This is a genomic window from Planococcus beijingensis, from assembly GCF_016820615.1.
Lineage (GTDB): Bacteria > Bacillota > Bacilli > Bacillales_A > Planococcaceae > Planococcus > Planococcus notacanthi.
Map to the genome: position 1 here is coordinate 190,030 of NZ_JADHDZ010000004.1, position 26,494 is coordinate 216,523.

Here is a 26,494-nt window from a genome sequence, read left to right on the forward strand (position 1 = left end):
GTAAGAAGAAACTTCGATCAGCGGGGATTCTTCATCCTTCATTGATCGTTAAAGCTGAATAGACCAATAAAAAAAGCCCCAAAGGGCTTTTTTTATTGGTACCAGCTTCCGACAATCGGATAGTCGAACTGCTCGTTGTTCAGAGCTCTGATGATCCCCATTATCGGGATGATGATGCCCATCAGCCCGAAGACAATCAACATCGGGATGCCGATAAGGAAAACGATCAACAAGCTAGAAATAAAAATCAGTACACCCAAGACCAATTGGAAAAGCAATGCCTGAATAGACAGCTTCTTCACTTCTTTGTCAGCGGAAATCAGAAACACAATTACCGGAACAAGAAACGGAGCAAAAAACGCACTGGCGTGGACGAGTATTTTCAAACCTGTGTTTTCCATCACATAAACCTCCAGTCAAATCTTTCTTATACTTACTATACGGCTGGCTGACTGAAAAGTTTCAAATTTTTATTCACGAATACGTAAAACGACTTTTCCAAATTGGCTGCCGGAAGCCAAATGGTCAAACGCTTCCTGTGCCTGTTCCAAGGGGAATACTTTGTCGATGACAGGCCGGAGCTGATTCGACTCCATATGCGACAGCATGGCCCGCAGTTCTTCACGGCTTCCCATTGTTGAACCGAACAGCTGGTATTGCCCATAGAAGAATTTCCGCAAATTGAAATCGACATTGTCTTCTGTCGTAGCCCCGAATATGACGATTCGGCCACCTTTCTTCAAAACATCGAGTGAACGGTTGAAAGTGGCCGCCCCTACACTGTCGATGACGAGATCTACAGTTTCACCCGCTAATTCTTCCGGCCAGTCGCTGTCTGTCGCAATGGCCAAATCAGCGCCAATGTCTTTGGCGTGCTGGCGTTTTTCTTCGCTACGTGACGTAACAATCACGCGCGCCCCCACATTTTTGGCGAATTGAATCAAAAATGTTGCGACTCCACTGCCGGCACCCGGGATAAACAAGGTATCCCCTTTTTTCAATCGTCCTTTTGTGAACAAGGCACGGTAGCCCGTCAAGGCCGGCAAAGCCAGGCTGCTTGCTTCTTCCCAACTCATATAACGGGGTTTCTTTTCCACCTGCTCTACAGATAGGGCAATTTTCTCGGCAAACGTTCCATGGTCCGGCATGCCCAAAATATCGAATTCCGGAGGCGGTGCATCGCTATTGGCATACCAGCGCAAAGCGGGATTGATAATCACCTCGTCCCCGTAGGCGAAGTCGGTTACGCCTTCACCTACAGATTCGATAATGCCTGCTCCATCTGAGCCGATGATGAGGGCATCAGGCTTATCCCCGTATCGCTTGGGCAAGCCCAAATCCCTTCGGTTAATCCCGGCAGCTCTCAAGGACACCACGACTTCACCGGGTTTCGCTTTAGGTTCTTCCATATCTTTCACTTTCAGTTCACCGGATTCGATTACGAATGCTCTCACTCCAGTCACCCTTCCTTAAAATATTCGCTGAATAGCTCCAGCTGCGTCTTGCTGACAATGTCCTGCGAAAATAACGGGACACGGACCAGCTTTTGTTTCGGAAATGTCTCTGCGATCAACTGCAGGTATTTCTTCTCGTGCTTTTTCCGTTCCAATAAAAATTCACCATCCGCTTCTTCCGGCAAGATTTTATTGATGATCAGCGTTTTGACATGCAGGTGGTAGTTATGCAGCAGGTCCAGCGCTTTTTTAGTTTCCAATATCGGCAGCCGTTCCGGATTCAATACAAAGATAAACCCTGTTACTTGTTTATCCAGCAGAAGATCCCGTGCTTTTGAAAACCGTTCCTGCCGTTCTCTCAGCACATCGTAGATGGGATCTTCCCGCGGTTCGCCGTCATTCAATAGCTGTGTGTAATTTTCATTGGTTTTCCGCCGTTTTTCCAATAGCCCTTCAATCCAAACCCCCATCAGTTCAGGCAGCGTCAACAGCCGGATCGTATGGCCAGTCGGAGCTGTGTCAAATACCAGTTTATCGAAGTTTCGGCGTTCTTCCAAAATGATATGGATCAACTTATCGAACAGGGCTGCTTCGTCTGCACCCGGGGACGCTTTGGCGGTATCCAATTGGCGGTTCACTTCTTCCATCATACTGGAATGGACAGTGCCCTTAATATTAGCTTTCACTGTTTTGATATAATTATCCGTTTCAATTTCCGGATCGATTTCAAGAGCATACAGGTTATCAGCGATTGCTTTTGTTTTGCCGCCGATTTTCTGGTTGAAGATATCCCCCACATTATGTGCTGGGTCGGTCGAAATCAATAAGGTTTTATTGCCATCTTCCGCTGACTTCCAGGCTATGGCCGCAGCTGATGTCGATTTTCCGACGCCGCCTTTTCCTCCTACAAAAATGATGCTTTTTGACAGTACATCCATTCCATTCCCTCATTCCTAATGAAACTAACAGCAACGAATACCGGTTAACGGTGATTTATCCATCCCCATCCGCAGATGCCAGTCATGAAACTCTTCAATCATGTAAGGATACAACTCCAATGTGTAGTAATAAACAGGGTTGGGAATTCCAAGCATCTCCGAGTAGAGCATCAACAGAAACAGGTCGTCCTCATCCCGAAGTTCACGTGCAATTTCAGTACGATGCGGCAATTCAAGGACAGCCTCATAGTAAGCAATCAACTGCTTCAGTTTATCGAACACCAACATAACAGCACCTCTTCCTTAATATAAATGGAAGGGATCACAAATTGCATGATCCCTTGGCCATCGTCCTATTTTGTCCAGTCATCGAGGCAGACTCTCCATTAACTGAAACTGCTCTTTATTCGTCACCTGAAAAGTCAGGGTCTGTTTTCTTAAGCAATGCTTGAATTGCCGTCAAGATAATCCAAAGTGTAAAGACGAAGATGATCGCACCAAATACGAACAGCAGCGTACTTGGCTGGTCCGCATACCAAGCCCATTGCAGAAATACCTGCTGGAACATGGCCCATAGCGTCATAAACATCAAGAAGATCATCGGAATGATCGTCACCATGTAATTCCGACCAAGTTTTCGGAGCCAGATGGAAATCAGCAACAAACTGATGCCGGCAAGCAACTGGTTGGCGGTACCGAATAACGGCCATAACAAGTAGCCGCCTGAACCGAAACCATTCGGGCCTTCCGGAAGCAGGACCAGTGCAGCACTTGCTCCAACTGCGATAGTAGTCGCGACATGCTTTTTCTCAAGAGATGGAATTTTGTATTCGACACCCAGCTCTGAAATGATGTAGCGCATTAAGCGGACTGACGTGTCCAACGTTGTAGCTGCAAATGACACCACGATGATGGAAACAATGGTTGACGCCACTTCCGCAGGAATCAGCAGGCCTTGAGCTAAATTGGTGGCCCCTTCGATAAAAGCACCTAACCCGGCTCCGTTAGAAGCCTGGAAGCTGCTGTAAGTCGCAAAGAACGTCTCTTTGTCCGGGAACAAGGTAATAACGGCAATGATGGAAATCAGCGCTAAGACCCCTTCACCCACAGCGCCTAAATAACCGACAAAACGGGCATCGGTTTCTTTATCGAGCTGTTTAGATGAAGTACCGGAAGACACAAGTCCATGGAAACCGGATATCGCACCACAGGCAATCGTAATGAACAACAATGGGAACCAGGAAATATCAGCATCCGGATTGGTAATTGGTGCAGTTATGTCCGGGTTGGTGAACAGTAACCCCAAATACAGGATGCCTAGTCCGACAATCAATTGATGCGAGTTGATAAAGTCACGCGGCTGCAGCAATTTCCAGACGGGCAAAGTGGAAGCGATGTAGACGTAGACCATCAAGATGATGATCCAGATAAAGAAGGCTGTTGAAATTGAACCTAACCCAAATAATCCTGCTCCATCTTCTCCACCCATATATTGCACCAGGTCGATTTGCAAAAAGCTCACTTGGCTGGCAACTACAGCAGTTATGTACATGACTGCCAAAGCGATAAGCGATGGGACTAGCATTTTCTTGTTCTTTTTATAAACAGCATGACCGATCCAAATTGCTAATGGAATCTGGATGAAAACCGGTATAACACTGGCGGGGTAAGAAATAAACAAGTTAGCGATTACCCAGGCAAATACAGCATTGACCATCAAAACCAGAATCAGAATGATGAACAGAAACAAAACCTTTCCGCGCTGGCCGATCAAACGATGCGCGAGCGTCCCGACTGATTGCCCTTTGTTCCGGACCGACAAAACCAGTGTGCCGAAATCATGGACACCGGCAGCAAAAACCGTTCCGAGAACTACCCATAATACTGCTGGCAACCAGCCCCAATAGACAGCTATAGCTGGCCCTAAAATCGGAGCAGCTCCCGCAACAGAAGTAAAATGATGTCCCCATAATACAAATTTATTGGTAGGCACGAAATCGACTCCATCTTTAAAGCGATGGGCCGGTGTTACATAATTCGGATCAAGCCTGAAAATCTTTTCTGCTACAAATTTAGAATAAAAGCGGTACCCCAGAATAAATATGAAAATTCCAATAGCAGCCAACGCAATGGCATTCACATTTCCAACCCCTTTTCCTATTTTTTTGCAAGCTTTCCAAATTGCTTGTACACCAATCATAGAGGAGTGCGATAATAATGTAAATGTTCTGACAATAATTATTTCGCTTAATCCAACTTGAATGGCAAAGTCATTTTATATAACGCTTCTTGCCTTTAATAGACAAGGAGCCTAAGCATCTTTAATCAACTTTTGCTCATACAACTTTAATTTCGTATAGATGATTTCAAGAACAGGAACCTGCATTTCTAATTCTTTAGCCCGCGCGAGCAAGTGACCCTGCAGATGTTCAGCTTCCGTAGCCTGCATTTTTTCGATATCCCGCTGCATGGAAGATTTCATCTCTGCCGACATGCTGTTGATCCGCTTTAATTGCATATCCGCAATCCCTGCTTGGATTGGAGCCCCTATCTTTTCCATAATAGCGGCAAGCTCTTCCAGCAATGTCTGGATTGTACGCTGTCCCGTTTCAAGATCCCGTATCGGGCCGATAGGCGATTCCATCATGGAAGTGATGCCCGACATAGCTGTGATAAACAAATACTTATGCCACATTTCCTGTTCGATGTTATCGCTCCTGACAAATTCTGCTTTGGTCCCGCTGAAAGCCTGTTCCAATTTCCGGATACGTTCCGTATCGTTACCTGTCCGTTCACCGTAGATCAATTGATGAGTGGGACTTGTCTGGACAATGGTGCCATCTTCCGCTAATGTCGTTTCGACAAAGCATAAGCCTCCGATGACGCGTTCTTCTCCAAAAGCCTCAACTAATGGAATCAAATGAGCAATGCCGTTCAATAAAGGCAAAATCATGGTTTCATTGCCAACAAACGCCTTTACATCTTCAATCGCGTTTTCCAGCTGATAGGATTTGGTGGATATCAATACTACATCAAATGGAGCGCTTTGCTCTTTTTTAGTGACCAGTTTAGGAGAAAGCTGCAAATCTCCATGTTTGCTTTGGATGTTCAATCCAGTTTGCTGCAGCTTCTCTTTTCTGCCTTCCCTCACCAGAAAAGTGACGTCTTCGCCTTTTTCGACTAGACGCCCACCAAAATATCCACCAATCGCGCCCGCACCCACAATCAGGATTTTCATGACTCCACCCCTCTTCTATACTTTTTCATATAGCCAAATGCCATTTGCCATTTCACGTTTACATTCCTTTTTGTGCCTCAAGTGTTCAAGATGTGCCAATGTTTCTCCCACAGCAAAACGCATTTCATGAACATTCAAAGGCCGTTGAAATAACGTTTCACAAGTTTCAAAGATGGTTTTAGGGGCTGCAATCGCCTCCAGCGTTTCGTCCAGTCGTTCATCATGATGCATCAACAATTCATCAATTCGCTGATTGGCATTATAAAATGGTGTTCCATGGGATGGAATGACGAATTCCGCATCCAGCTTTCTAACTTTTTCCAAAGACGTCAAGTATGACGTTAGAGGATCTTTTTCGCCATGGAACCAATAGGAAATATTAGGCGTGATTTTCGGTAAAATATGGTCTGCTGAAAACAATGCCCGGTGCTCTTCATTATAGAAGCAAATCATGCCGTCGGAATGGCCTGGCGTAAAAATCACGCGGTATTCATAAGGGCCGATCTGCACAAGGTCCCCTTCTGCTAAATACTGTTCGATTTTCGGCAAAGGCGATACCAAAGGCTTGAATGCTTCCGTATTCTTTGCCATCTGCACTGCCTGGCTTTCAGGAATTCCCGACGCTCTGTAGTTTTCAGGAATGGTTTCCAAAAAAGGAGCTGCCCACGACGCCATTCCTGCTGCCGCATCCGTCTGTGTCATTCGAACTTTTGCTCCCGTCTTTTCCTGCAATCCACCTGCATAGCCGAAATGGTCCGGATGATAATGGGTCACCAATATATCTGTGACCTGTTTACCTTGCAGCTTGCGTTCCCAAAAAGCTCTTGTATAGTCATTGTTCAATCCAGCATCAATGACTGTCCACCCCTGCCCGGTTTCGGCCAAGAAGCAGTTGACGTGATTTAAACGAAAAGGCAAATCAATCCGGTTCGCTTCAACTCCCAGTTTTTTCAGCATCGCTTCAGTTTCAGTGCCATTATTTGATGCATGCTGCGTCACGGCTTCAATACCAGCTTCCCGATGGTTTTCCGTCCCTGCAATGAATGATGCGCTTTTGCCGCTTCTTCCAGTGGATACGTACCGCCGATCGTCAAAATCAGCTCTCCACTCTTCATATAAGCCAATAATTCACTAAAGCTCCGCTGGAATAATTCCGGATAACGCATAATCTGTGGCAGGAAAAAACCGATGACTGACTGGTTCTTGCGCATTAATTGTCCTGGATTGAATGACGCCTGTTCTCCGCTGGCTGCACCAAATATGACGAGCCTTCCAAATGGAGCCAAGCATTTTACGGTTTTATTGAAAACTTCGCCGCCGACCATCTCCAGAGCCAAGTCCACGCCTTTCCCGTCAGTAATGGCTTTTACTTTTTCTACCCAGCCCTCTTCCGTGTAATTGACCAAATGGGTCGCGCCCATTTTCTGTGCATGAAACAGCTTTTCTTCCGTACTCGCTGTCGCGATGATTTTTCCAGCCCCAAAAATCTTGGCCAATTGGACGGCGATGGCGCCGACACCACCTGCAGCAGCATGAATCAATACCGTCTCCCCTGGTTCCAGACGGCCCATGGTTTTTAAAATATGATAAGCACTTAATCCCTGCAGCGGCAGCGCCACAGCCTGATCAAAGTCGACGCCTTCCGGCACTTCTGTCAGCACACTTTGGTCGACAGCTGCATATTCGGCGTAGCCTGCAGAACCGATGAGCGCAACAACACGATCACCCGTTTTAAACTTTTCCACGTTTTCCCCCACTTCGACAATTACGCCAGCCACTTCCGACCCTGGAATATACGGCAGTTCCGTCGGGACGACATATTTCCCTTCACGCCTCGCTGTGTCTGCATAATTGACGCCGATTGCTTTCACTTCAATAATGACTTCTATAGCAGATGGATCCGGCTTTTCAGCTTCCACGAACTGCAGGACATCAGGTCCACCGTATTCTTCAAATTTAATAACCTTCATCAATAATTCCCCCTAGCAAATATAGTGTTCTGCTTCTAATAAATCCTTAGCAATCTGCCGCTTCACTTTATCCATGCCCCCGTGCTGCAGACGGTTCAGTTCGTTTATCACTGCAGCTGTATTTTGTGCCAATTGATTTTCATCAGAAACTGCCTGCATCATTTTGCGGGCCGCCATTTCCACTTCCATAAGTGTATCGCTCGCCAAAGCCTGGATCATCAGCATTTTCAACGCATGCTGCTGTTCGCTTTCTGTTGCCATGGCTTTCTCCGTTCTCACCACCGCAGATTCGAGAGCGTATAAAGCAATAGCGATATCCGCCAATGCCATCAGCACTTCCTGCTCTTCACCGAGACTGTTTCCATATGTTTCATAGGCCATGCCAGTACAAAACAGGAAGATGCGGCGGATTGCCTGGACGGCTTCTATTTCCCGGGAAATAGGCGAGTTTGTTACGGCTTGTGGAGATTTCATTTCTTCAATAGCAGATGCTGTCAATTGCGGCAATGGCAGCTTGCCTTTAGCCGCCTGCTTCAACAAATTCCCTGGAATCAGCAACCGATTGACTTCATTTGTGCCTTCAAAAATTCGGTTTATCCGTGAATCACGGTACATTTGCTCCACTTTATATTCCTTAATAAACCCATATCCCCCATGCAGTTGCAGTGCTTCATCTGCTACAAAGTCGAGCGTTTCCGAGCCATGCACTTTGCAGACCGCACATTCAACTGCATACTCCATCAGCTGTTTGGCAATCAAGCTGTAATCGTCCGATTCATAAAGCCCACCCAGCGCATCTTCCAGATACCCCGCAGTCCGGTATTGCAGGGATTCGGATGCATAGATGCGAAGAGCCATATCGGCCAACTTTTCTTGAGTAGCCGTAAATTCCGCAATCGCTTTGCCGAATTGACGGCGTTCGCTGGTATATTTTAATGATAGCTCCAATCCATATTTTGCTGCACCCATGCAGGCAGATCCCAGATTGTAGCGGCCCAGATTCAAGACATTCAAAGCAATGACATGTCCTTTGCCGATTTCCCCAAGCAGATTTTCCACCGGCACTTCACAATCTTCGAATATGACCGCCCGGGTGGAAGAGCCTTTAATGCCCATTTTCTGTTCTTCAGGCCCAAGGGACAGGCCTGGGTGATCTTTTTCAACAATGAATGCCGTGAAGGCCGTTCCGTCAACTTTTGCATAAACAATGAACGTATCGGAAAAAGCGGCATTGGTGATGAACATCTTTGTTCCGTTCAATAGATAATGAGTTCCGGCTTCATTAAGTTTGGCCGTAGTTTTGGCAGAAAGCGCGTCGGATCCTGCTCCCGGTTCTGTCAGGCAATAAGCGCCGACAAACTCACCCGAAGCCAGCTTCGGCAGGTATTTCTCTTTTTGCTCTCGCGTGCCAAAATAAGTGATTGGCAACGTCGCAATGCATGTATGATTGGAATGCGCTACGCCGTATCCTCCAGCTGAGCCCAACGACTCGCCGACCAGCCCTTTGCTGATTTTATCCAGTCCAAGGCCACCGTATGCTTTCGGAATGCTATGGCCAAGCAGCCCAAGCTCTCCCGCTTTAGCAAACAGCTCCTTAACCAAATCGAAATCCTGGTTTTCGATGGCTTCATTGTTTGGCCGTACTTCCTTTTCAAGAAAAAGCCTTGCTGTTTTGGCAATCAATTGATGCTCATCCGTGAAATCTTCCGGTGTGAAAAAATCTTGCGACGGTTTATAAAGGAAGGATGCCCCTTTATATCCTGTGGTCTTAGTTTCCATGATGGCTTGCCTCCTTGATTAAATGCTTTTCCAGTTGTTGGCGGTTTGCTTCGGGTAAAGGCTCGCTTTTTTGTGTTTCGAAATTGAAATGGACACCGCTTGCCTGTCCTCTTGCAATCAGTTCCCCACTTTCTGCATCATTGATTTCGTGTACCACCTGAAAACTTGAGTTGCCGATTTTGCTGACTTCTGTCCGGACGACCAACTTTTGGTTGTAATAGCCCTGACTGACAAAGTCACAGGAAGCTGAAGCAAGAATGATCTTCCAATTGTTGATGTCGCGCCCAAAACCCAGTTCAGCGAAAAATTCAGTCCGCGCTTCTTCCAGGTAGATAAAATAGCTGATATTGCTGATATGCCCTAAGGCGTCAGTTTCACTAAACCGCACTTTTACCGGAATTTCATGTGCCATTGCATTTCCTCCTTTATCTTCAAACGATGCCGTTAAGAATCAGATCACTGTATATGTCCGCCAACCGATCCGCTGTAATCCCACCTGAGGGATTGAACCATTGGTAGCTCCAATTAGCGACACCTAAAATGGCAAATGCGATGATATCAGGATCAAGTCCCTGCCGGAATTCTTTTTGAACGATACCGTCCATTATGATTTTTTCCAGGTTTTTACGAAATTTTTCACGTTTGCCCTTCACTTGGAAGGCATTCTCTTCGCCCAGATGGCGCATTTCCCTAAAAAACACTTTCCCGCTTGGTCCATGTTTCGCGATGTCGGTAATCAATAAAGCGATGAGCTGCGTCAGTTTTTCACGATTGCTGATTTGCTTTTGCTGGATTTTCTCCTGGCGGTTCAGCAGATCGTCGATATAGCCTAAATGAATATCCATCAACAGTTGTTCTTTGCTTGAGAAGTAATAATAGAAAGTCCCTTTCGTGACACCTAACGCCTCGACGATATCCTGTATGGAAGTTTCACTGAAACCCTTTTCCTCAAACAGGAGAATGCTTTTCTGTTTGATTTCCGCTTTCATGATCATACCCCGCCATTCGTTTTCCCATAATTTACAGTGCGTGCATGCCCCCATCGACGATAACGACATCACCAGTTATATAATCAGAAGCTTTGGATGCCAGGAATAAAGCGGCTCCTTTCAAATCCTCTTCCGTGCCGAAACGATTCAATGGCGTTTGGGCAAGCAAGCCCTCCTGTCCTTTTTCCATCACCACTTTCGACATTTTGGTCGGAAAGAAACCAGGAGCGATCGCATTGACGTTAATGTTATGCTGCCCCCATTTGGCAGCCAAATCTTTCGTAAAAGTGATGACCGCACCTTTGCTGGTGTTATAGCCTATCGTATCCATCAGCGTCGGATTGATTCCCCCTAATCCGGCAACTGATGAAATATTGATGATCTTTCCGCTCTTTTGTTCAATCATCGCCTTTCCTGCTTCACGGCTCATGAGGAATGTTCCTGTTACATTGACATCCATCACTTTTTGCCAGGCATCCAGCGGCATATCGACAACCGGCGCTCCCCACGTAGCTCCGGAATTATTGACCAGAATATCAATAGAGCCGAACTTTTCAAGCGTTTGCTGAACAACATTCTTCACATCGTCTTCATTCGTGACATCACATGCCAGCGCAAGCGTTCCGGCGCCCATTTTATCCAATTTTTCCGCCGTTTCCTGGCAGGCCTCCACTTTTCGTGAACACACGACGACATTCGCTCCCGCTTCTGCAAACGCTTCAGCCATCATGGCACCAAGGCCACGGCCACCTCCTGTTACAATTGCCGTTTTGCCTTCCAATTTGAATAAATCCATTACGTTCATCTTCCATCCCCCTGTCTATTGATAAAACATACATACTAACTAGTTAGTATGTTCAGAATTCTTAAATTAATGTTACCGCTTTCAACTTCTTTTTGCAAGAAACGATTCAATACAAAAAAGCCGATTATTACTTTAAGTAATAATCAGCTTTTCAATCACTTGTCATCAGATTTTTCGGACTTGCTTTCGTTTTGTTGATTTTCCGCCTTGGCAGCATTGTCTGCTTTCTTAAAATCGTCATTGTAATGCACTTCCTGAGCGGCCTTCAAATCCAGTTCTTTATCCGCCAATTTTTCATGTGGCTCTTTTTCTTTGCTCATGACTCCCACTCCTTTCATCAATTGGTTTTCATCCTGTTGTTGGCACTTTTCCCGCGTGACGTTCATCTAAACCTCAGTTTTCTAGTACATGAGAAATCTTAAGAAGGTCGATGTTCCCTCCTGATAAAACGACAACGGCCTTTTTAATTTCCATTTCATTCTTACCTGCCATGACTGCAGCCAAAGCCGTCGCGCCTGAAGGTTCTACTAGTTGTTTGGTGCGTTCCAACAAGAAACGGAATGCCTCTTTAATTTCAGTTTCAGAAACCAAGACCAAGTCGTCGAGATGCTCTTTCAAAACCGGAAAGGTCAAATCACCAGGCTGTGAAGTGCGCAATCCGTCCGCGATGGTTGAAGTTCCGGAAATGGCTGTGATTTCCCCTTTTTGAAGAGAGAGAAACGTATCATTGGCTGTCTCAGGTTCGACTCCGATAATACGGATGCTGGGCTTACTATTTTTTACTGCCGATAAAATTCCGCTGATCAAGCCGCCCCCTCCAACCGGCACAACGATGGTGTCCGCTTCCGGCACCTGTTCAAGAATCTCCAAGGCAACGGTTCCCTGGCCGGCAATGACCGCGGGATGATCATAAGGTGGGATATAGACCCCATTATTTCTTTCTGCCAATTGCTCGGCTCTCGGTATTCGTTCAGCGGAAGTCAATCCGCAATACTCAACCTTGGCCCCGTATGCTTTAATCGCTTCCACTTTGGCGCGATTGGCATCTTCAGGCACAATAATGATCGCAGGGATGCCCATTCGACCGGCGATATAAGCAATAGCCTGGCCATGATTGCCGGAAGACGCTGCTGTGATGAAACGTGCTCCAGCTGCTGCTGCTTGTTTTACCGCATTCGTGGCTCCCCTTATTTTAAAGGAGCCCGTCTTCTGCAGATGTTCCGCTTTTAAAAAGACTTCCATTCCGCAGCGTTCATCCAGAAGCGAAGACGTCAAGATCGGTGTTTGATGGATTGTCTCTTGGATTTCTTTCTGTGCTTTCTTCACATCTGCAAGGCTTACCATTTAATCCACTCCTTTGGTTCACTAATAAATCCGTTCTATTTTTCCTGTATCTTATCATAAACGTTCTTTTTAAATTGAATAATCAGATTTAAAAATCCATCCGTCATGCGGAGAAATTAATGCGAGTGGACGCTCTGCCGCCTATACTATAGAGTAAGATGGCAAAACCTCAAGAGGAGTGGACAAATTGTTGAAACGATTGGTGGTCACCGGCTATAAGCAACATGAACTGGGCATATTTGACGAAAAAAATCCAGGTGTCTTTTTCATTAAAAAAGCATTGGAAAATCGTTTTCGGGCTTTGCTAGATGAAGGATTGGAATGGATAATTTTGAGCGGACAGCTGGGTGTTGAAACCTGGGCCGCTGAAGTTGTGCTAGAGATGAAGGAAGAATTTCCGGAATTGAAATACGCTGTGCTTACACCTTTTCTCGACCAGGAAGGAAGATGGAATGAAACCAAGCAGGAAAATTATCGCATGATTATCGAACAGGCTGATTTTCACCGCAGCCTGACCAGTAAACCTTATGAAGCACCTTGGCAATTCATCGAAAAGAACAAGTTCTTCCTGCGCAATTCCGATGGCATCCTCATAGTCTATGATGAAGAAACTGATGGTTCCCCCAAATTCATCAAGAAAGAAGCGGAGCGTTATGCGGAAACAACTGATTATCAAGTTTTGACGATTTCCGGTGATGACCTGCGAGTTGTGGCAGAAGAAGAACAAATGAAGGAATGGGACAATTAATATCCTTCCTTTCTTTTATTAGGTTGACTATAAGTAAGCTTTTAGGTAACCTTAACAACTATGTTAAAAAAATTACTTCAGGAGGAACTATGAAGAAAGCTTCGAAAGTCTTTTACATCACATTTGCGTTAGTTATCTTAACTGTCGCTTTCGGCGTTATTGCGCCTGAAATCTTTGAAACTGCCACGGGAAACATCCGTAACTATATCAATACAGCATTTGGCTGGTATTATTTAATGATTATGGCCACTCTGCTAATCCTCGTTGCCATCATTATCGTCAGCCCCTATGGAAAAATCCGGCTTGGCAAAGATTCTGATCGCCCTGAGTTTTCGACTTTCAGTTGGATTTCCATGTTATTCTCTGCAGGGATGGGCATCGGCCTCGTCTTCTATGGCGCTTCAGAGCCGCTATCCCATTTTGCTATTCAACCTGCAACAGCAGAAATCGGATCGGACGCAGCGTTCAAAGAAGCTTTGCAGCGCTCTTATTACCATTGGGGTATCCACATCTGGACGATGTATGGAATGGTCGCCCTGTCTCTAGCCTTTTTCCAATTCAGAAAAGGCGAACCCGCGTTAATTTCATCAACACTGAAGCCGATTTTCGGCGACAAGATGAATGGTCCTTTGGGCACACTTGTTGACGTACTCGCTGTTTTTGCTACGGTTTTTGGCGTGGCCACTTCACTCGGCTTTGGTGCTGCTTCAATTAACGGAGGCATTTCCTATTTGTTCGGAGCACCTCAAGATTACTGGGTGCAGATGCTGATCATCGGCGCCGTGACCATCTTGTTCATCATTTCGGCATGGTCCGGATTGAACAAGGGTATCAAATACCTGTCTAACGTCAATATGATCTTAGCCATCACTTTACTGATATTGGTCCTAATCTTAGGCCCAACTCTACTAATCTTGAATATGTTTACCGAAACTTTCGGAGAGTATCTTCAAAATTTAATCAGCTTGAGTTTCCAATCTGCTCCACTTGACGCAGAAAATCGCAGCTGGCTGGATGGCTGGACCATCTTCTACTGGGCATGGTGGATTTCATGGGCACCATTCGTCAGCATGTTCATCGCCCGCATCTCCAAAGGACGTACCATCCGTGAATTTTTGGTTGGTGTCGTTCTTGCTCCAAGCGCCTTTGCGGGAATCTGGTATGCCACTTTTGGCACCACGGCAATCAATTTCCAAAAAAGCGGCATTGATTTAACTGCTTTCCCTACAGAACAGACTTTGTTTGCGATGTTTAATGAGATGCCAATCGGCTTTATCATGTCGATCATTGCCATTCTGCTCGTCACAACATTCTTCATTACATCCGCTGACTCCGCCACTTTCGTATTAGGGATGCAGTCAACACACGGATCTTTAGTGCCAAGCAATCAAATTAAGATTCTCTGGGGAATTGCCCAGTCACTTGTGGCGGCCATTCTGCTATCCGTTGGAGGCTTGACGGCTGTGCAAAACACCATCATTATCGCTGCATTGCCTTTCTCTTTCGTGATGATCCTAATGGTCTTTGCACTGTTTAAAGCGCTGAATCTGGAATTGCAATTAATCAAAAACAAAAAGTAAACAACCGCCGTCTTCGGGATATTTCCGAAGACGGCTTTTCTTATTGATTAAATAGGGAAGGACTGGGTATAGGGTAAGTAGACATTACACTTGGAGGTGTTCGGGATATGCAGAAAGAAACCAAAAAAATCATCCAGGGATCATTGGATGCCTTGCTTGAGAATAAGTCGTTCTTGCCTGGGTTGACGGACCGGAAACAGGCTTTCGCTTCATTGAGCGCTATTCTTTCCACACCCGATAAAATACATAAAGCGTTCTTGAGGGTTCCTTTGGATGATGGGAGTGTAGTGCGAATTCCGTCTTACCGTGCACAGCATAACGATGCGATGGGCCCTTATAAAGGAGGCATCCGTTTCCATGAAAGCGTTAATGAAGAAGAGGTCATCAATCTCGCATTTTTGATGACGTTGAAAAATGCCCTTCATAAAGTGCCATTTGGCGGAGGCAAAGGCGGCATTGTCATCAACCCACGCGAATACTCGGAAAAAGAGCTGAATCTTATTTCCAGAAAATATGTACGCTATTTTGCCGATGTCATCGGCCCCGACAAAGACATTCCCGCGCCCGACATGGGTTCAGGCGAAAGGGAAATGGACTGGATGATGGCCGAATATAAGAAAGTCCATCACGGTACGCCTTACCTTGGAAGCTTCACGGGTAAAAGTGTTGTAAATGGTGGTTCTCTCGGAAGACGGGAAGCGACCGGAAAAGGCGTTTACTTCACGTTCCGCTACCTTCTCCATGATTACGTGAAAGCCAATGAACAACTGTTGGCCACCAGCGACAACCGCTTTGCCAAGACAACTTTAGAGCTGTATGACCGCCCATTGAAGATGGCCGTCCAAGGCTTCGGGAACGTGGGTGCAGTGGCTGCCCTGGAAGCTTATAGATGTCCGTTGATCGACCACAAAATTGTCGCTGTCAGTGACCGCAACGTCACTCTATATAACGAAGACGGACTGGATATTCCCGCTTTGATCGAATTCACTAAAACAAATCGCGGAGATTTGCCCTCAACGGAAGAACAGTTGCAAAGCGCCAATATCAAAGCAGAAATAAAAGAACGGGATATCCTGGTCACCTTGCCTGTCGATGTCCTGCTATTGGCGGCACTGGAAAACCAAATTCGTGAAGACAATGTGAAAGATGTACAGGCGCGGATCATCATTGAAGGCGCGAACGCACCAACGACAGCCGAAGCCGATGAATACTTGAGTGAACAAGGCGTTGTCGTCATCCCTGACATCTTGGCAAATGCCGGCGGAGTCATTGTTTCCTATTTCGAATGGTTGCAGGGCCGTGAAACGCAGTTCTATACAGAAAAAGAAGTTTACCGGTTATTGATCGAAAAAATGCAGGAAACAATGGACATGATACTGCCGCAATACTATGGCGATCCATTTAACCTCCGCCAAAATTGTTTCATCCATGCTGTTATGAGGCTATCCACTGTGATTTACCGGCAAGGAAAGCTTTATTAAGAAAAGCGCAAGCAGCCGTTTAGCCTCGACAAGCGCTGGAAGCCTTATCGGTAATGGCGGTCTTTGCCATTGCTGGTAAGGCTGAAGCGACTCGAGAGGCTGGCTGCTGGAGTCTGGACAAAGAAAAGCGCAAGCGCCCGTGTAGTTCTGACAGGCAAGAGATGGCTCAAAGGTAGTTTGAGCCATCTCTTTGCGACGAAGCACAGAGTGCTGCAGGAGCAATAAGGTTTTAGGCAGACCAGCGAAGTGGCGCTTTTTGCCACACAGCTGGGTTGACTTATGACCCGAAGAGCTGGGCGCTGGAGTCTGGACAATAAGAAAAGCGCAAGCACCTAAAAGTAGAAAATGACTTAAAACGCACAGCCCTTAAAATTGGGCTGTGCGTTTTTTACTGCTCGGACATTCTTCGTTGGTGGGAAATTCTGTACGCGTCGTGGCGGAAGTTTAGAATACGGTCTTCTGAACATGCAATGCCTTCCGTAACAAGCGTCGGATCAAAAACAATCTCGTCCGCTTCCGGCGCCTCTTCCACGATCGCCAAATAACCGATCGTCAGCTTTTCCCGGTAGTCCGGCCATTCTTTTGTCGGATCGTCTGTAGGATCTTCCGGTTGCCCCAAAATGACATCCAGACGGAAATTCACTGGGCCTTTTGCAATCCGGTCCTCAATATCCGCTTCAAAAGAACCGACTGGCAATTTAACGGCATCGAGCGGCGACAGGGTTTCCACTGCTTCTTCTGGTTCCCACAAGTATTTAACAGGTCGGCGCTGGCCTTTTAGATCAATAAAATAAAAAGCATGGACCGAGTTATACTGGCCGGTCGCAAAACTGGCCGGTGCCTGCATTTTGCGGATGTTGTTGAGCATCGCTCCACTTTCCGGATAATCTTTCAGCAAGCCTGCCAGTTCCGTTATGCTGGGCTTGCCTTTCTTGAACGATTTTGCGACACCCAGCATTTCTGTGAAAATTTCGGGTGTTTTTGCAAAGAAAATGGGAGACGTGACACCCACGATATTGGTCGCCTCTCCGTTCGCCAATTCGAATTGGACGGCCATTCCTTTGACTGGAGACATTGCATCTGCCCATGTCGGGTCTGGAGAGAAATGCGAAAAACGAACAAAAGCTCTGCTTTCCCCTTTTTGCAGATGCGATGCTGTTGTCAACTCACTGGCGGAACCTGTCGCTGTAAAACGGGCTCGGTAACTTTTCCCTCTGGCATGGGCTCTTCGGTACCCTTGATGTCTGCCAAATACCTTTTCAATTCGGTCAATGGCTGTTTCTGCTAACTGTGACTTTTTCATTCCTTATCACCTCTTCATGAGAATCCATACCCTGTTTATACAAGGAGTAAATCTGTATATTTATTTTTCCCGCAATATAATTTCTTCATTGGGATTGAATATTCTATATTATAGAGGGAATACAAAAAAAGAACGCATCATACAAACTAAAGGAGGCAACATCAGTGGATTTCAAACATGAAAACAATAAATTCTCGGCTGTGGAGAATTCCGAAGAACTGGCTTACCTGAGTTATGTAGAAAATGGGGACGTATTGACCGTCGACCATACCGAGGTATCCCCCAAACTGGAGGGCCAAGGAATCGGCAAAAAATTAGTTTCACAGGTCGTTGAGTTCGCACGCAGCGAAAACAAAACAATCGACCCTCAATGTCCATTTGCACACAGTGTCATTGAAAAAACACCTGAATTCCAAGACGTATTGGCTAAATGAGAGAGCATCCGCAAAAGCGGATGCTTTTTCTTTTGCCTTTGTTTGAGAGCTTTAACAAGGGGAACATGAACAATAAAAAGGGGTGGGGACAGGTGAAGACATCGCTTGAGGAAGCCGTACAAATGCATGCACAACCCTTCCGTTCAGTCGAAGAATTGACGCCTCTAGTAGAAGCGATCGGTGATGCGAAATTTGTTCTTCTGGGAGAAGCAACACATGGGACCTCCGAGTTTTATACCTGGCGGGCAGCATTGACCAAAAGATTGATTTTGGAAAAAGGCTTTTCGCTGGTTGCCGTTGAAGGTGATTGGCCTTCTTGCCAACAGGTAAACCGCTACATCAAAGGCTTTGAAGGGAATGAAAAAAAGCCGGATGAAATACTTGCGGCTTTCAACAGATGGCCGACCTGGATGTGGGCCAACAAAGAAATTGCCGACTTTGTCAGTTGGCTGAAAGAATACAATCAAGCAACTTCCCAAAAAGTTGGTTTTTATGGCATTGACGTGTACAGTCTTTGGGAATCCATGGAAGAAGTGATCCGCTACCTAACCGACATCGATCCATCGGGCAGAGATGTTGAATTGGCCAAGAAAGCATTTTCCTGCTTTGAACCATTTAATCGCGAACCGGAAGATTACGCAGTGGCTGCTGCGGGCTTTTCCAAGACCTGCGTGGAGGAAGTTACAAAATTGCTGGCCTCCATCCGCTCGAACGAAGACCTGTACAAGGATGAATATGAAGGCGATTTGAATTTAAAGATCAATGCCATGGTGCTAAAAAATGCAGAAGACTATTACCGGGCAATGGTGCAAAGTGGTGAAATTTCTTGGAACATTCGCGATGAACATATGGTGGAGACGATCAACGAAGTTCGGGATTATCATGGCAGAGAGGCAAAAATCATCATTTGGGAACACAATACCCACATCGGCGATGCCAGTGCTACGGATATGAGAAAGGAGGGAATGACCAATGTAGGGCAGATTCTGCGTGAACAAAACCGCTTAGAGGATGTTTATGCAGTCGGCTTCGGGACGCACTCCGGAACGGTCATTGCCGCCCCTTCTTGGGGAGACCCGGCCGAAGAAATGACAATCCCGCCTGCCACCCCCAATACGTGGGAAGATGTTCTGCACCGAACCGGCGCTTTCAATAAATTCCTATTGTTCCATTCGGAGAATTTCGCTCTTTTTGATCGTTGGGTCGGCCACCGTGCAATCGGCGTCGTCTATAACCCGGAACATGAAGCCTACGGCAATTACGTCCCTTCAAAAATGTCGCAGCGCTATGACGCCTTCGTCTTTATTGATTCCACCCAGGCACTCCGCCCTCTTTAACTGGATCGTCTTTTCTGAGCGTTATCTTTCGCCCGCAAATTTTAGAATGTTATGATAAAAACAGACTTATTCAAAGGAGCTGGACTATTCATGACGGAAAAGACGCAACTTGGAAAGACGGGTTTATACATCAATCCGATCGGCCTTGGCATCAATGCGGTGGGCGGACATAATCTCTATCCAGATTTAAACGAAGATACCGGCAAAGAACTGGTTCACGCCGGCATTGATAACGGATTGAATTTCATCGACACAGCTTATGCTTATGGCTATGGCCGATCAGAAGAATTATTGGGTGAAGTGCTGCAGGAATCCGGGGCTCGCCATGAGCTAGTAGTGGCCACTAAAGGAGCTCAGCGTCGCCAAGGTGAGGAACATGTCACTGATAACTCACCGGCATTTTTGAAACAGTCGGTGGAAGATAGCCTGAAACGCCTTCAAACTGATTATATTGACTTGTTCTACATCCATTTTCCCGATGAGCAAACACCAAAAGCTGAGGCAGTCGGCGCATTGCAGCGTTTGAAGGAAGACGGCAAAATCCGTTCGATCGGCGTTTCCAATTTCTCCATGGACCAATTAAAAGATGCCAATAAAGACGGTTACGTAGATGTTTTTCAAGGCGAGTACAATCTGTTGAAGCGTCAGGCTGAAGAAGATTATTTCCCTTATGTAAAAGAACATGGAATTTCCTATGTCCCTTACTTCCCTTTTGCTGCCGGCTTGTTGGCGGGGAAATACGATAAAAATAAAACTTTCGATGATTTGCGGACAAACATGCCCCATCTTCAAGGAGAAGAATTTGAGCGTAACTTGGAGAAGGTACGAAAACTAAAGAACATTGCAGAAGCCAAAGGCACAGAAACAGCACACATCGTCTTGGCCTGGTATTTGGCACGCCCCGAAATTGATGGCGTGATTCCCGGTGCTAAACGTGCCGATCAGGTATTGTCGAACTTAAGTGCACTCGACGTCCAATTGAGCACAGAAGAAATTCTGGAAATCGGTTCTATTTTTAAAGATTAAGCTGAACAAAAGAATAGTTATATCCTTTAAAGAATAATTATTCATTTTATCTTATTTACACCAGATCCTGCGCTCCAGGCGGACGCTTTCCGCGGGCTCGCGCCGAACTAACTCGGACTCGGGTCCGAGTGGATTTCGACACTTCGCTGTCCCGCAGGAAGCGAGTCGGGCTGTGCCTGACTCGTTTGCGACGAAGCTAGCGCAGCGATGCAGGAGCATATCTTTGCCCTTCGCCGCCTTGCGCTACGGATCCTTTGATGGATTTACCAAGTTTGTTTGGACGAAGTCTTCGGGATTCTGACTAGCAAGCCCTTTTCTTTGATTGAAGCTACACGCCTCCGACCGGGCTGGCCACGGAGACTCCTGTGGGACAGCGAAAGCTGAAGACCCCGCAGGAACGCAGTGACGAGGAGGCTGAAGCTGAGCCCACGGAACGCGAAGTGGCCGGACCGGTTGGGGGTATGCACCGCTATTCATTTTGGAAAGACTTTGTCTACAGTCTGAACAAAAGGCGATCCTTGGAGGATCGCCTTTTGTTGATTTTTATCTGAATTCGCCATCGTTGATATTGTATAGATAACTCCAGTTATCTGCTTTATACAATTCATGGAACGTAATGCGTTCCCCGGTTCCAAGTGTCACTTCTTCTCCGGCAATTGCTACTACCATTGCTGTCCCAGTGTTATCGAGGTTCAAATAAACATCCCCGATAGACGGACGGACCGCATTCTTTTCACGCAATACTTCCTCTAGCTGAGCGTCCTGCTCCAGCTGTTCAACTGAAACTTTTGACTTATCCAAGTAGACGATATCGTTGCTGCCCTGTTCTTCTCCAGACACCATAACGAGAAATTCTCTCGATTTCACTGTGTTTTGGCGAGTGGTGATGACATTCTTGCCTTCAACAGATTCCACTTTTTCGAATTCATTCAATGAGTAATGATCCATATAATCAGGATCCGGTTTAGTGATCAGGATATAGCCGCCTTCTTCTGCCGGACGGTCTTCATGCAACGTGTACCTAGCACCAAAAAATAGGAAAGAATCCATATGTTTCGGTTTGTAGAACGTGACTTCTTCTGCCTTGCTGGCGACTTGCTCCATATCCTTGATGCGGAACATCAGCACCGACTTTTTAGCCAACGGTTTTACAGAATACACTTTGTGCAATTCATTTTGGTAATAGACGAATTGTCCTTTTCTTACTTGAAGTAATTTCATAATTTGCCCTCCGATACTGTCATTGCCATGGCTTCATTCTAGAGGAAAAATGGGTAGAAGTCCATGCAAGCACTTGAATTGTTTGGTATGCTACTATCACAAAACGATTAGTGATGGAGGTTCCTGTACATGAACAACGAAAATAGAGACGAATACATCATAAAAAAATACCAGCAGGATGAAGAAGTGATGGTCCAGCTTTTTGTTCAATGGTGCACGAACCATCAATTGGACGCCGCTGAACTATACCAGCGTGCCTATCCTGGACAATTGCAAAGCCCCGTTCTGTCTGCTGCCATCGAGCAAGCAGGTACAGAAGAACTGGAAATCGACCACGAAACGTTGCTCGATGTCCTGCAAATGTTTGGAAATGATGATCTGGCTTTTGTCGTTTCTGAAGAAATTGACAAGCTCCCTAAAAAATAAAAGATCGAAGTGCGCAAGCACTCGATCTTTTATTTTTTGCGTTTCCGCAGTTCTTTGGCTTTGTTTTCAATATAGCTCGTGCGCAAGTTCTCATACCGGTTGGATGCTACATTGCTGTAGATTTTATCGAACTTCGAATCATCTTCGACCGGTTCAGCGTCTTCCGCTTCTTCGGCTTCTACAGGCTCTGGACGTTCTGCCAATTCTTCTTCTTTTCTCTCTTCCACCATCATCAAACACCCCTTTGTGATTTTCCTTAACTGAATTTTTCCCTTGCTCAGCCCTTTGTAAACAAAAGAGGCGGCTTTCTCTAATGAATCGACAGCCGCCATTCTTTGTTAGACAGGCAGTTTCACGTCTTTTAATGCTCGCCCAAGAAATTCAGCAAGCTCGAGCATGCCAAATTTTCCAGCCACTGCTTCTGCATCGGCATTGTAATTCGTATTGGTATTGACATCATACGTAAAGATTTCTCCGTCAGCGTTGCGGATAAATTCAATACCGGCCACATCAATTCCGTTGCTGCTCAGGAACGCTTCGTATTTTTTCAAGATCGGATCATCAAACCCATCAATCACTTGGAACTTCGGTTTTTCTTCGACTTCTTCTCCTACCGGACAGAACAAGTCGTCAATGCGGCAGGCATCCGCTGGGCATAATTCAAATCCTTCTGAAGTATCTACTTGAACCGCGTAGACAAATTTTCCGCCAACAAATTCACAGCGCGTGATAAAAGGTTGCGGTGCCTGAATATACTCCTGGATCAATGTAATTCCATCAATGGACGGTTCAAATTCAGGGCCATCGACATATTCCTTCAACGCTTCAGGTGAATGGAACAAACGCACACCTAAGCCTTTGCCCGCCCGGTTGTGTTTGGTGATGAACGACGGAACAGCCATTTTTTCAGCAGCTTTCAAAATCTGCTCTTTGCCGTTTGCCGCAATCGTTTTCGGCGTCCGGATTTCCGCTGCGTTCAATGCCATGTATTGGTTGACCTTGCTGACTTCAAGTCGCAGGGCACGGCTGCCGTTAAAAACCGTACGGCCATGATGTTCCAGCCAAGCCAGCACAGATTCAGTCATTTCAGGCGCAAAACGATGCCCTCTTGTATGTGAAGAAGCGCTCATGCGGCTGTAAAAAACGCCTTCCGGCGGTGCTTCATTCAAATCAACCAAGGTTTCGTTAATAAACCAGTCTTCATACGGCAACCCCAATTCATCGAGCCGTTTAAAAAGATGGGCAGTCCATTCTTCGTTTTCATGTATAACGTAAATTTTCTCCGACATGCTGTATCCTCCTGGGTGTGCAGCGCTTTAAACGCTTTTCTCTTATAGTGTTGCTCACAAAATTCAATCTTTTCGAATAAAATCAGTATACAATAATCCCAGATATTCTTACCAGTAAACTAAACTTTATCTCCCCTAGTGGATAAAGGGCTCTGCCATCATTTAGCGAAGGATGCGGGCATTACCACTGCCGCGACTTCTCCTGTCGCACATAGCGCTTCATCTGCATATACTTTCACTGCCACTTTAAACTTTTTGGGATGAATTTCTTCCACATTGCCCACTGCCTTCAAGACAACTCCATGAGGCGTCGGTTTCAAGTAATCGACATGCAAACTGGCCGTGACAAAACGCGGAGGTTCTTCCCCGCTCCCTGGCTCATACCCATTTTTCCGGTGAAGCGCCAACGAAGCCGAACCTGTCCCGTGGCAATCCACCAGCGAAGCGATCAATCCACCGTATACGAAACCGGGAATCGCTGTATGCGCTTGCTTTGGTTCGTATAAAGTGACTGTTTCTTCACCGTCCCATGCGGTGCGGAACTGGTGCCCTTCTTTATTGAGGCGACCGCAGCCGTAACACCAGGCAAATTCTTCTGCATATTCATCCTGTATCGCATTTACTAACTGTTTTTCCATGTTTTTTCCTCATTTCATTGAAGTATGTAATCCCGAGACAATAACGCTTTCCATTAGACAAAGGAAAAAGCATGATCCTTTTCATCAGATCATGCTTTTCCTTTTTCCATCCCTCGAAAATCCTGAGGGATTTTTTGCACGCGGAAAATTCTATTAAATTCTTCCTACAAACTGTACATCTCTGACGAATACGAAACTCTCGTCATTGCAGTCTAGTTACGCTGACTGTCATTTGCCGATAGGGCAATAAGGTTCACATATACATCTCAGTGAATTTTTTGGTTCTGCAGTCAGGCTTTCAATTGCACTTCCACAAAAAACTTACGGCTTACTGTTTGAAACACTTTCCGGATAGAAACCCAAATAACGATGGTCCCTGACAAGAGTGAATATCGTCAGTAAAGCAAATTTTCCGCCAAGGCTGTGCAGTTTCTCGTCTGAAGGCGATTCTGGATCGAATCCAGTCGTATTCTTCCGACGGTGATTCCGCCTTGTACTTTTATAGTACCCACCTTCTTCATAAATATAAACCTGTTTTTCTAAAATTTTTATTAAATTCTGAAGAATATTTTTACTTTTTCTTACCCAGCCTCTATACTGATAATTAGTTCGAATTCCGTAATACATAGAGGAGAGATCACATGGTTAAAAGTTTACCTGCACGTTCAGCTGTCCCGGTTGAAGAGACTTGGGATTTATCGAGTTTATTTTCAAGTTCTGAAGAATTTGATCAAGCCTTGGAAAGTTTAGAGCAAGATGCAGCAGCTCTCAGTCAAAAAGCACAAGGCACTATTGTAGATGCCCCTTCTGCCATTCAGGTTTTGACGGATTACATGGCTTTCTTGGAAAAGTTAGTGCCACTGAGCACTTACGCCAGTTTAACGATCAGCACAGACCAAACCAATAATGAGGTTCAGCTGCAGTCCAGCAAATTCGGCGCAGCCGCTGCTAAAATTAGCAGCAAGCTGTCTTTCATCAACAGCGAGCTTCTCGAGCTGCCGAAAGAAACGTTGGAACAGGCGATGCAGGAGTCTGAAGAATTTCACGTATTTTTGAAGAAATTGCTGCGCCGAAAACCCCATCAGCTGCATCCGGAAGTGGAAAAAAGCCTTGCCGCTTATTCCTCTACTTTCAGTGCGCCTTATGGCCTTTACAACACTACTAAAATGGTCGACATGAGCTTTGAGGATTTTGAAGTAAATGGCCAAGCCTATCCGCTCAGCTATGTATCCTTTGAAGGAGACTGGGAAGCGGAACCTAATACAGAGCTTCGCCGCGCCGCATTTGAAGCGTTCTCGAACAAACTGAAGGATTACCAGCACACGACTGCCAAAACCTATGACATGCAACTGCAGATGGAAAAAACAACCGCAGACCTGCGCGGTTATGACAGCATTTTCGATTACCTTCTCTTTAACCAGGAAGTGGACCGTTCCCTATACAATCGGCAAATTGACTTGATCACCGAGGAACTGGCGCCGCATATGCAAAAGTACGCCAAGCTCCTGCAGAAAGCTCATGGACTGGATCGCATGACATTCGCCGATCTGAAGATTTCCCTGGATCCAAGCTACGAACCGGAAATTACAGTGGAAGAGTCCAAACAGTATATCGACGACGCTCTTTCCATTATGGGGACTGATTATATTGAAATGGTCGATCGGTCGTATTCGGAAAGATGGATTGACTTTGCGCAAAACAAAGGCAAATCGACCGGCGCTTTCTGTTCCAGCCCGTATGGCAATCATCCGTATATTTTGATTTCGTGGACCGGCCGTATGAACGAAGTTTTTGTACTGGCTCATGAGCTTGGGCATGCTGGACATTTCTATAATGCAAACCGTGAACAGAACGTTCTTAATGCACGGCCATCCCTTTACTTTATCGAGGCTCCTTCGACGATGAATGAAATGCTGGTAGCCAACCACCTGCTGAAAAGCTCGGAAGATCCGAAATTCAAACGCTGGGTGATTTCTTCGATTGTGGCCAGAACTTATTACCACAACTTCGTTACCCATCTGCTTGAAGCAGCGTATCAACGTAAAGTGTACGAGCGGATTGATGCCGGACAAAGCGTCAATGCCGGAATTTTGAATGACATCAAGCGCAGCGTGCTGGAAGAATTCTGGGGAGATGCCGTCGATATCACAGATGGTGCTGAATTGACGTGGATGCGCCAGCCGCATTATTACATGGGCTTGTATCCATACACATACAGTGCCGGATTGACCATTTCGACTCAAGTGTCCAAACGGATTTTGAATGAAGGCCAACCAGCTGTGGAAGAATGGCTTGAGGTCCTGAAAGCCGGAGGCACTAAAACACCCGTAGAGCTCGCACAAATGGCGGGAGTCGATATCACAACCGAACAGCCATTGCGTCACACCATCGCCTATATCGGCGAACTGGTGGACGAATTGGAGCGTTTGACTGAAGAAATCGAAAAAGAATAAATTTAAAAAGCCGTGCGCCTAATGCGTACGGCCTTTAAAAT

27 protein-coding genes are annotated in these 26,494 nt (G+C 46.0%); 8 read left to right on the plus strand and 19 right to left on the minus strand.

Annotated features, from left to right (window positions below):
* Nucleotides 1-92 precede the first annotated feature (92 nt).
* The 14 genes from IRE19_RS11915 to IRE19_RS11980 form a co-directional block, all read right to left on the minus strand.
* Nucleotides 93-401: a magnetosome magnetite crystal formation protein family gene (locus IRE19_RS11915; protein WP_203340542.1), complete on the minus strand. Its 309-nt coding sequence runs from the start codon at nt 399-401 to the stop codon at nt 93-95.
* Between the two features lie 69 nt (nt 402-470).
* Nucleotides 471-1,454, minus strand: a complete 984-nt coding sequence (locus IRE19_RS11920) for a zinc-binding dehydrogenase (protein WP_203340543.1) — start codon at nt 1,452-1,454, stop codon at nt 471-473.
* A 5-nt stretch (nt 1,455-1,459) separates the two neighbouring features.
* On the minus strand, nt 1,460-2,392 hold the full coding sequence (locus tag IRE19_RS11925) for an ArsA family ATPase (RefSeq protein WP_203340544.1): 933 nt from the start codon (nt 2,390-2,392) through the stop codon (nt 1,460-1,462).
* A 24-nt stretch (nt 2,393-2,416) separates the two neighbouring features.
* The gene (locus tag IRE19_RS11930; RefSeq protein ID WP_191715404.1) at nt 2,417-2,680 is read right to left on the minus strand and encodes a cory-CC-star protein; all 264 of its coding nucleotides are present in this window, start codon (nt 2,678-2,680) and stop codon (nt 2,417-2,419) included.
* Between the two features lie 115 nt (nt 2,681-2,795).
* Nucleotides 2,796-4,532, minus strand: a complete 1,737-nt coding sequence (locus IRE19_RS11935) for a carbon starvation CstA family protein (RefSeq protein WP_203340545.1) — start codon at nt 4,530-4,532, stop codon at nt 2,796-2,798.
* A 171-nt stretch (nt 4,533-4,703) separates the two neighbouring features.
* Nucleotides 4,704-5,630 carry a ketopantoate reductase family protein gene (locus IRE19_RS11940; protein WP_203340546.1) on the minus strand — a complete coding sequence of 309 codons (927 nt, stop codon included), beginning with the start codon at nt 5,628-5,630 and terminating at the stop codon, nt 4,704-4,706.
* Nucleotides 5,631-5,645: 15 nt separating this feature from the next.
* Nucleotides 5,646-6,629 (minus strand): MBL fold metallo-hydrolase, encoded by a 984-nt coding sequence (locus IRE19_RS11945; protein WP_349291273.1) that lies wholly within the window; start codon nt 6,627-6,629, stop codon nt 5,646-5,648.
* The gene (locus IRE19_RS11950) at nt 6,626-7,600 is read right to left on the minus strand and encodes a quinone oxidoreductase family protein (RefSeq protein ID WP_203340547.1); all 975 of its coding nucleotides are present in this window, start codon (nt 7,598-7,600) and stop codon (nt 6,626-6,628) included. The genes IRE19_RS11945 and IRE19_RS11950 overlap by 4 nt, the downstream gene beginning before the upstream one ends.
* 12 nt (nt 7,601-7,612) lie before the next feature.
* Nucleotides 7,613-9,379, minus strand: coding sequence for an acyl-CoA dehydrogenase FadE (locus IRE19_RS11955; protein WP_203340548.1), 1,767 nt, complete (start codon nt 9,377-9,379; stop codon nt 7,613-7,615).
* On the minus strand, nt 9,369-9,791 hold the full coding sequence (locus IRE19_RS11960) for an acyl-CoA thioesterase (RefSeq protein WP_203340549.1): 423 nt from the start codon (nt 9,789-9,791) through the stop codon (nt 9,369-9,371). The genes IRE19_RS11955 and IRE19_RS11960 overlap by 11 nt, the downstream gene beginning before the upstream one ends.
* A 19-nt stretch (nt 9,792-9,810) precedes the next feature.
* Nucleotides 9,811-10,368, minus strand: a complete 558-nt coding sequence (locus IRE19_RS11965; RefSeq protein ID WP_191715398.1) for a TetR/AcrR family transcriptional regulator — start codon at nt 10,366-10,368, stop codon at nt 9,811-9,813.
* A gap of 31 nt (nt 10,369-10,399) precedes the next feature.
* Complete coding sequence (locus IRE19_RS11970; RefSeq protein WP_191715397.1) at nt 10,400-11,173, minus strand: SDR family oxidoreductase; 774 nt, start codon at nt 11,171-11,173, stop codon at nt 10,400-10,402.
* A gap of 155 nt (nt 11,174-11,328) precedes the next feature.
* Nucleotides 11,329-11,493: a YfhE family protein gene (locus IRE19_RS11975; RefSeq protein ID WP_191715396.1), complete on the minus strand. Its 165-nt coding sequence runs from the start codon at nt 11,491-11,493 to the stop codon at nt 11,329-11,331.
* 73 nt (nt 11,494-11,566) lie between these two features.
* Entirely contained in the window at nt 11,567-12,517 is a 951-nt protein-coding gene (locus IRE19_RS11980) for a threonine ammonia-lyase (RefSeq protein ID WP_203340550.1), read from the minus strand.
* Between the two features lie 187 nt (nt 12,518-12,704).
* Here IRE19_RS11980 and IRE19_RS11985 point away from each other — a divergent pair, with 187 nt between their 5' ends.
* From IRE19_RS11985 to IRE19_RS11995, 3 genes are all read left to right on the plus strand, one after another.
* The gene (locus IRE19_RS11985) at nt 12,705-13,265 is read left to right on the plus strand and encodes an SLOG family protein (protein WP_191715394.1); all 561 of its coding nucleotides are present in this window, start codon (nt 12,705-12,707) and stop codon (nt 13,263-13,265) included.
* Nucleotides 13,266-13,354: 89 nt separating this feature from the next.
* Nucleotides 13,355-14,845 carry a glycine betaine uptake BCCT transporter gene (locus IRE19_RS11990; protein WP_203340551.1) on the plus strand — a complete coding sequence of 497 codons (1,491 nt, stop codon included), beginning with the start codon at nt 13,355-13,357 and terminating at the stop codon, nt 14,843-14,845.
* Nucleotides 14,846-14,952: 107 nt separating this feature from the next.
* A complete protein-coding gene (locus tag IRE19_RS11995; RefSeq protein ID WP_203340552.1) occupies nt 14,953-16,326 on the plus strand; it encodes a Glu/Leu/Phe/Val family dehydrogenase in 1,374 nt (457 codons plus the stop codon).
* Between the two features lie 388 nt (nt 16,327-16,714).
* Here IRE19_RS11995 and IRE19_RS12000 read toward each other — a convergent pair whose 3' ends face one another.
* The gene (locus IRE19_RS12000) at nt 16,715-17,629 is read right to left on the minus strand and encodes a catalase family peroxidase (RefSeq protein WP_203340553.1); all 915 of its coding nucleotides are present in this window, start codon (nt 17,627-17,629) and stop codon (nt 16,715-16,717) included.
* 164 nt (nt 17,630-17,793) lie between these two features.
* On the opposite strand from IRE19_RS12000, the gene IRE19_RS12005 reads away from it, so the two are divergent.
* From IRE19_RS12005 to IRE19_RS12015, 3 genes are all read left to right on the plus strand, one after another.
* Nucleotides 17,794-18,063 (plus strand): GNAT family N-acetyltransferase, encoded by a 270-nt coding sequence (locus IRE19_RS12005; protein WP_203340554.1) that lies wholly within the window; start codon nt 17,794-17,796, stop codon nt 18,061-18,063.
* A 92-nt stretch (nt 18,064-18,155) separates the two neighbouring features.
* On the plus strand, nt 18,156-19,400 hold the full coding sequence (locus IRE19_RS12010; protein WP_349291274.1) for an erythromycin esterase family protein: 1,245 nt from the start codon (nt 18,156-18,158) through the stop codon (nt 19,398-19,400).
* Between the two features lie 90 nt (nt 19,401-19,490).
* On the plus strand, nt 19,491-20,426 hold the full coding sequence (locus tag IRE19_RS12015; protein WP_203340556.1) for an aldo/keto reductase: 936 nt from the start codon (nt 19,491-19,493) through the stop codon (nt 20,424-20,426).
* A gap of 543 nt (nt 20,427-20,969) precedes the next feature.
* Here the strand turns inward: IRE19_RS12015 and IRE19_RS12020 are convergent.
* Nucleotides 20,970-21,647, minus strand: coding sequence for a hypothetical protein (locus IRE19_RS12020; RefSeq protein WP_203340557.1), 678 nt, complete (start codon nt 21,645-21,647; stop codon nt 20,970-20,972).
* 129 nt (nt 21,648-21,776) lie between these two features.
* On the opposite strand from IRE19_RS12020, the gene IRE19_RS12025 reads away from it, so the two are divergent.
* Nucleotides 21,777-22,073, plus strand: coding sequence for a protein YxiS (locus IRE19_RS12025; protein WP_203340558.1), 297 nt, complete (start codon nt 21,777-21,779; stop codon nt 22,071-22,073).
* Nucleotides 22,074-22,102: 29 nt separating this feature from the next.
* On the opposite strand, the gene IRE19_RS12030 is transcribed toward IRE19_RS12025, so the two are convergent.
* From IRE19_RS12030 to IRE19_RS12040, 3 genes are all read right to left on the minus strand, one after another.
* Entirely contained in the window at nt 22,103-22,306 is a 204-nt protein-coding gene (locus IRE19_RS12030; protein ID WP_238943199.1) for a hypothetical protein, read from the minus strand.
* 105 nt (nt 22,307-22,411) lie between these two features.
* The gene (locus IRE19_RS12035) at nt 22,412-23,362 is read right to left on the minus strand and encodes an ATP-grasp domain-containing protein (RefSeq protein ID WP_203340559.1); all 951 of its coding nucleotides are present in this window, start codon (nt 23,360-23,362) and stop codon (nt 22,412-22,414) included.
* A gap of 158 nt (nt 23,363-23,520) precedes the next feature.
* Nucleotides 23,521-24,000: a PaaI family thioesterase gene (locus tag IRE19_RS12040; protein ID WP_203340560.1), complete on the minus strand. Its 480-nt coding sequence runs from the start codon at nt 23,998-24,000 to the stop codon at nt 23,521-23,523.
* 641 nt (nt 24,001-24,641) lie between these two features.
* Between IRE19_RS12040 and pepF the strand changes: the two genes are divergently transcribed.
* Nucleotides 24,642-26,453, plus strand: a complete 1,812-nt coding sequence (gene pepF, locus IRE19_RS12045; RefSeq protein WP_203340561.1) for an oligoendopeptidase F — start codon at nt 24,642-24,644, stop codon at nt 26,451-26,453.
* Nucleotides 26,454-26,494: the final 41 nt, after the last annotated feature.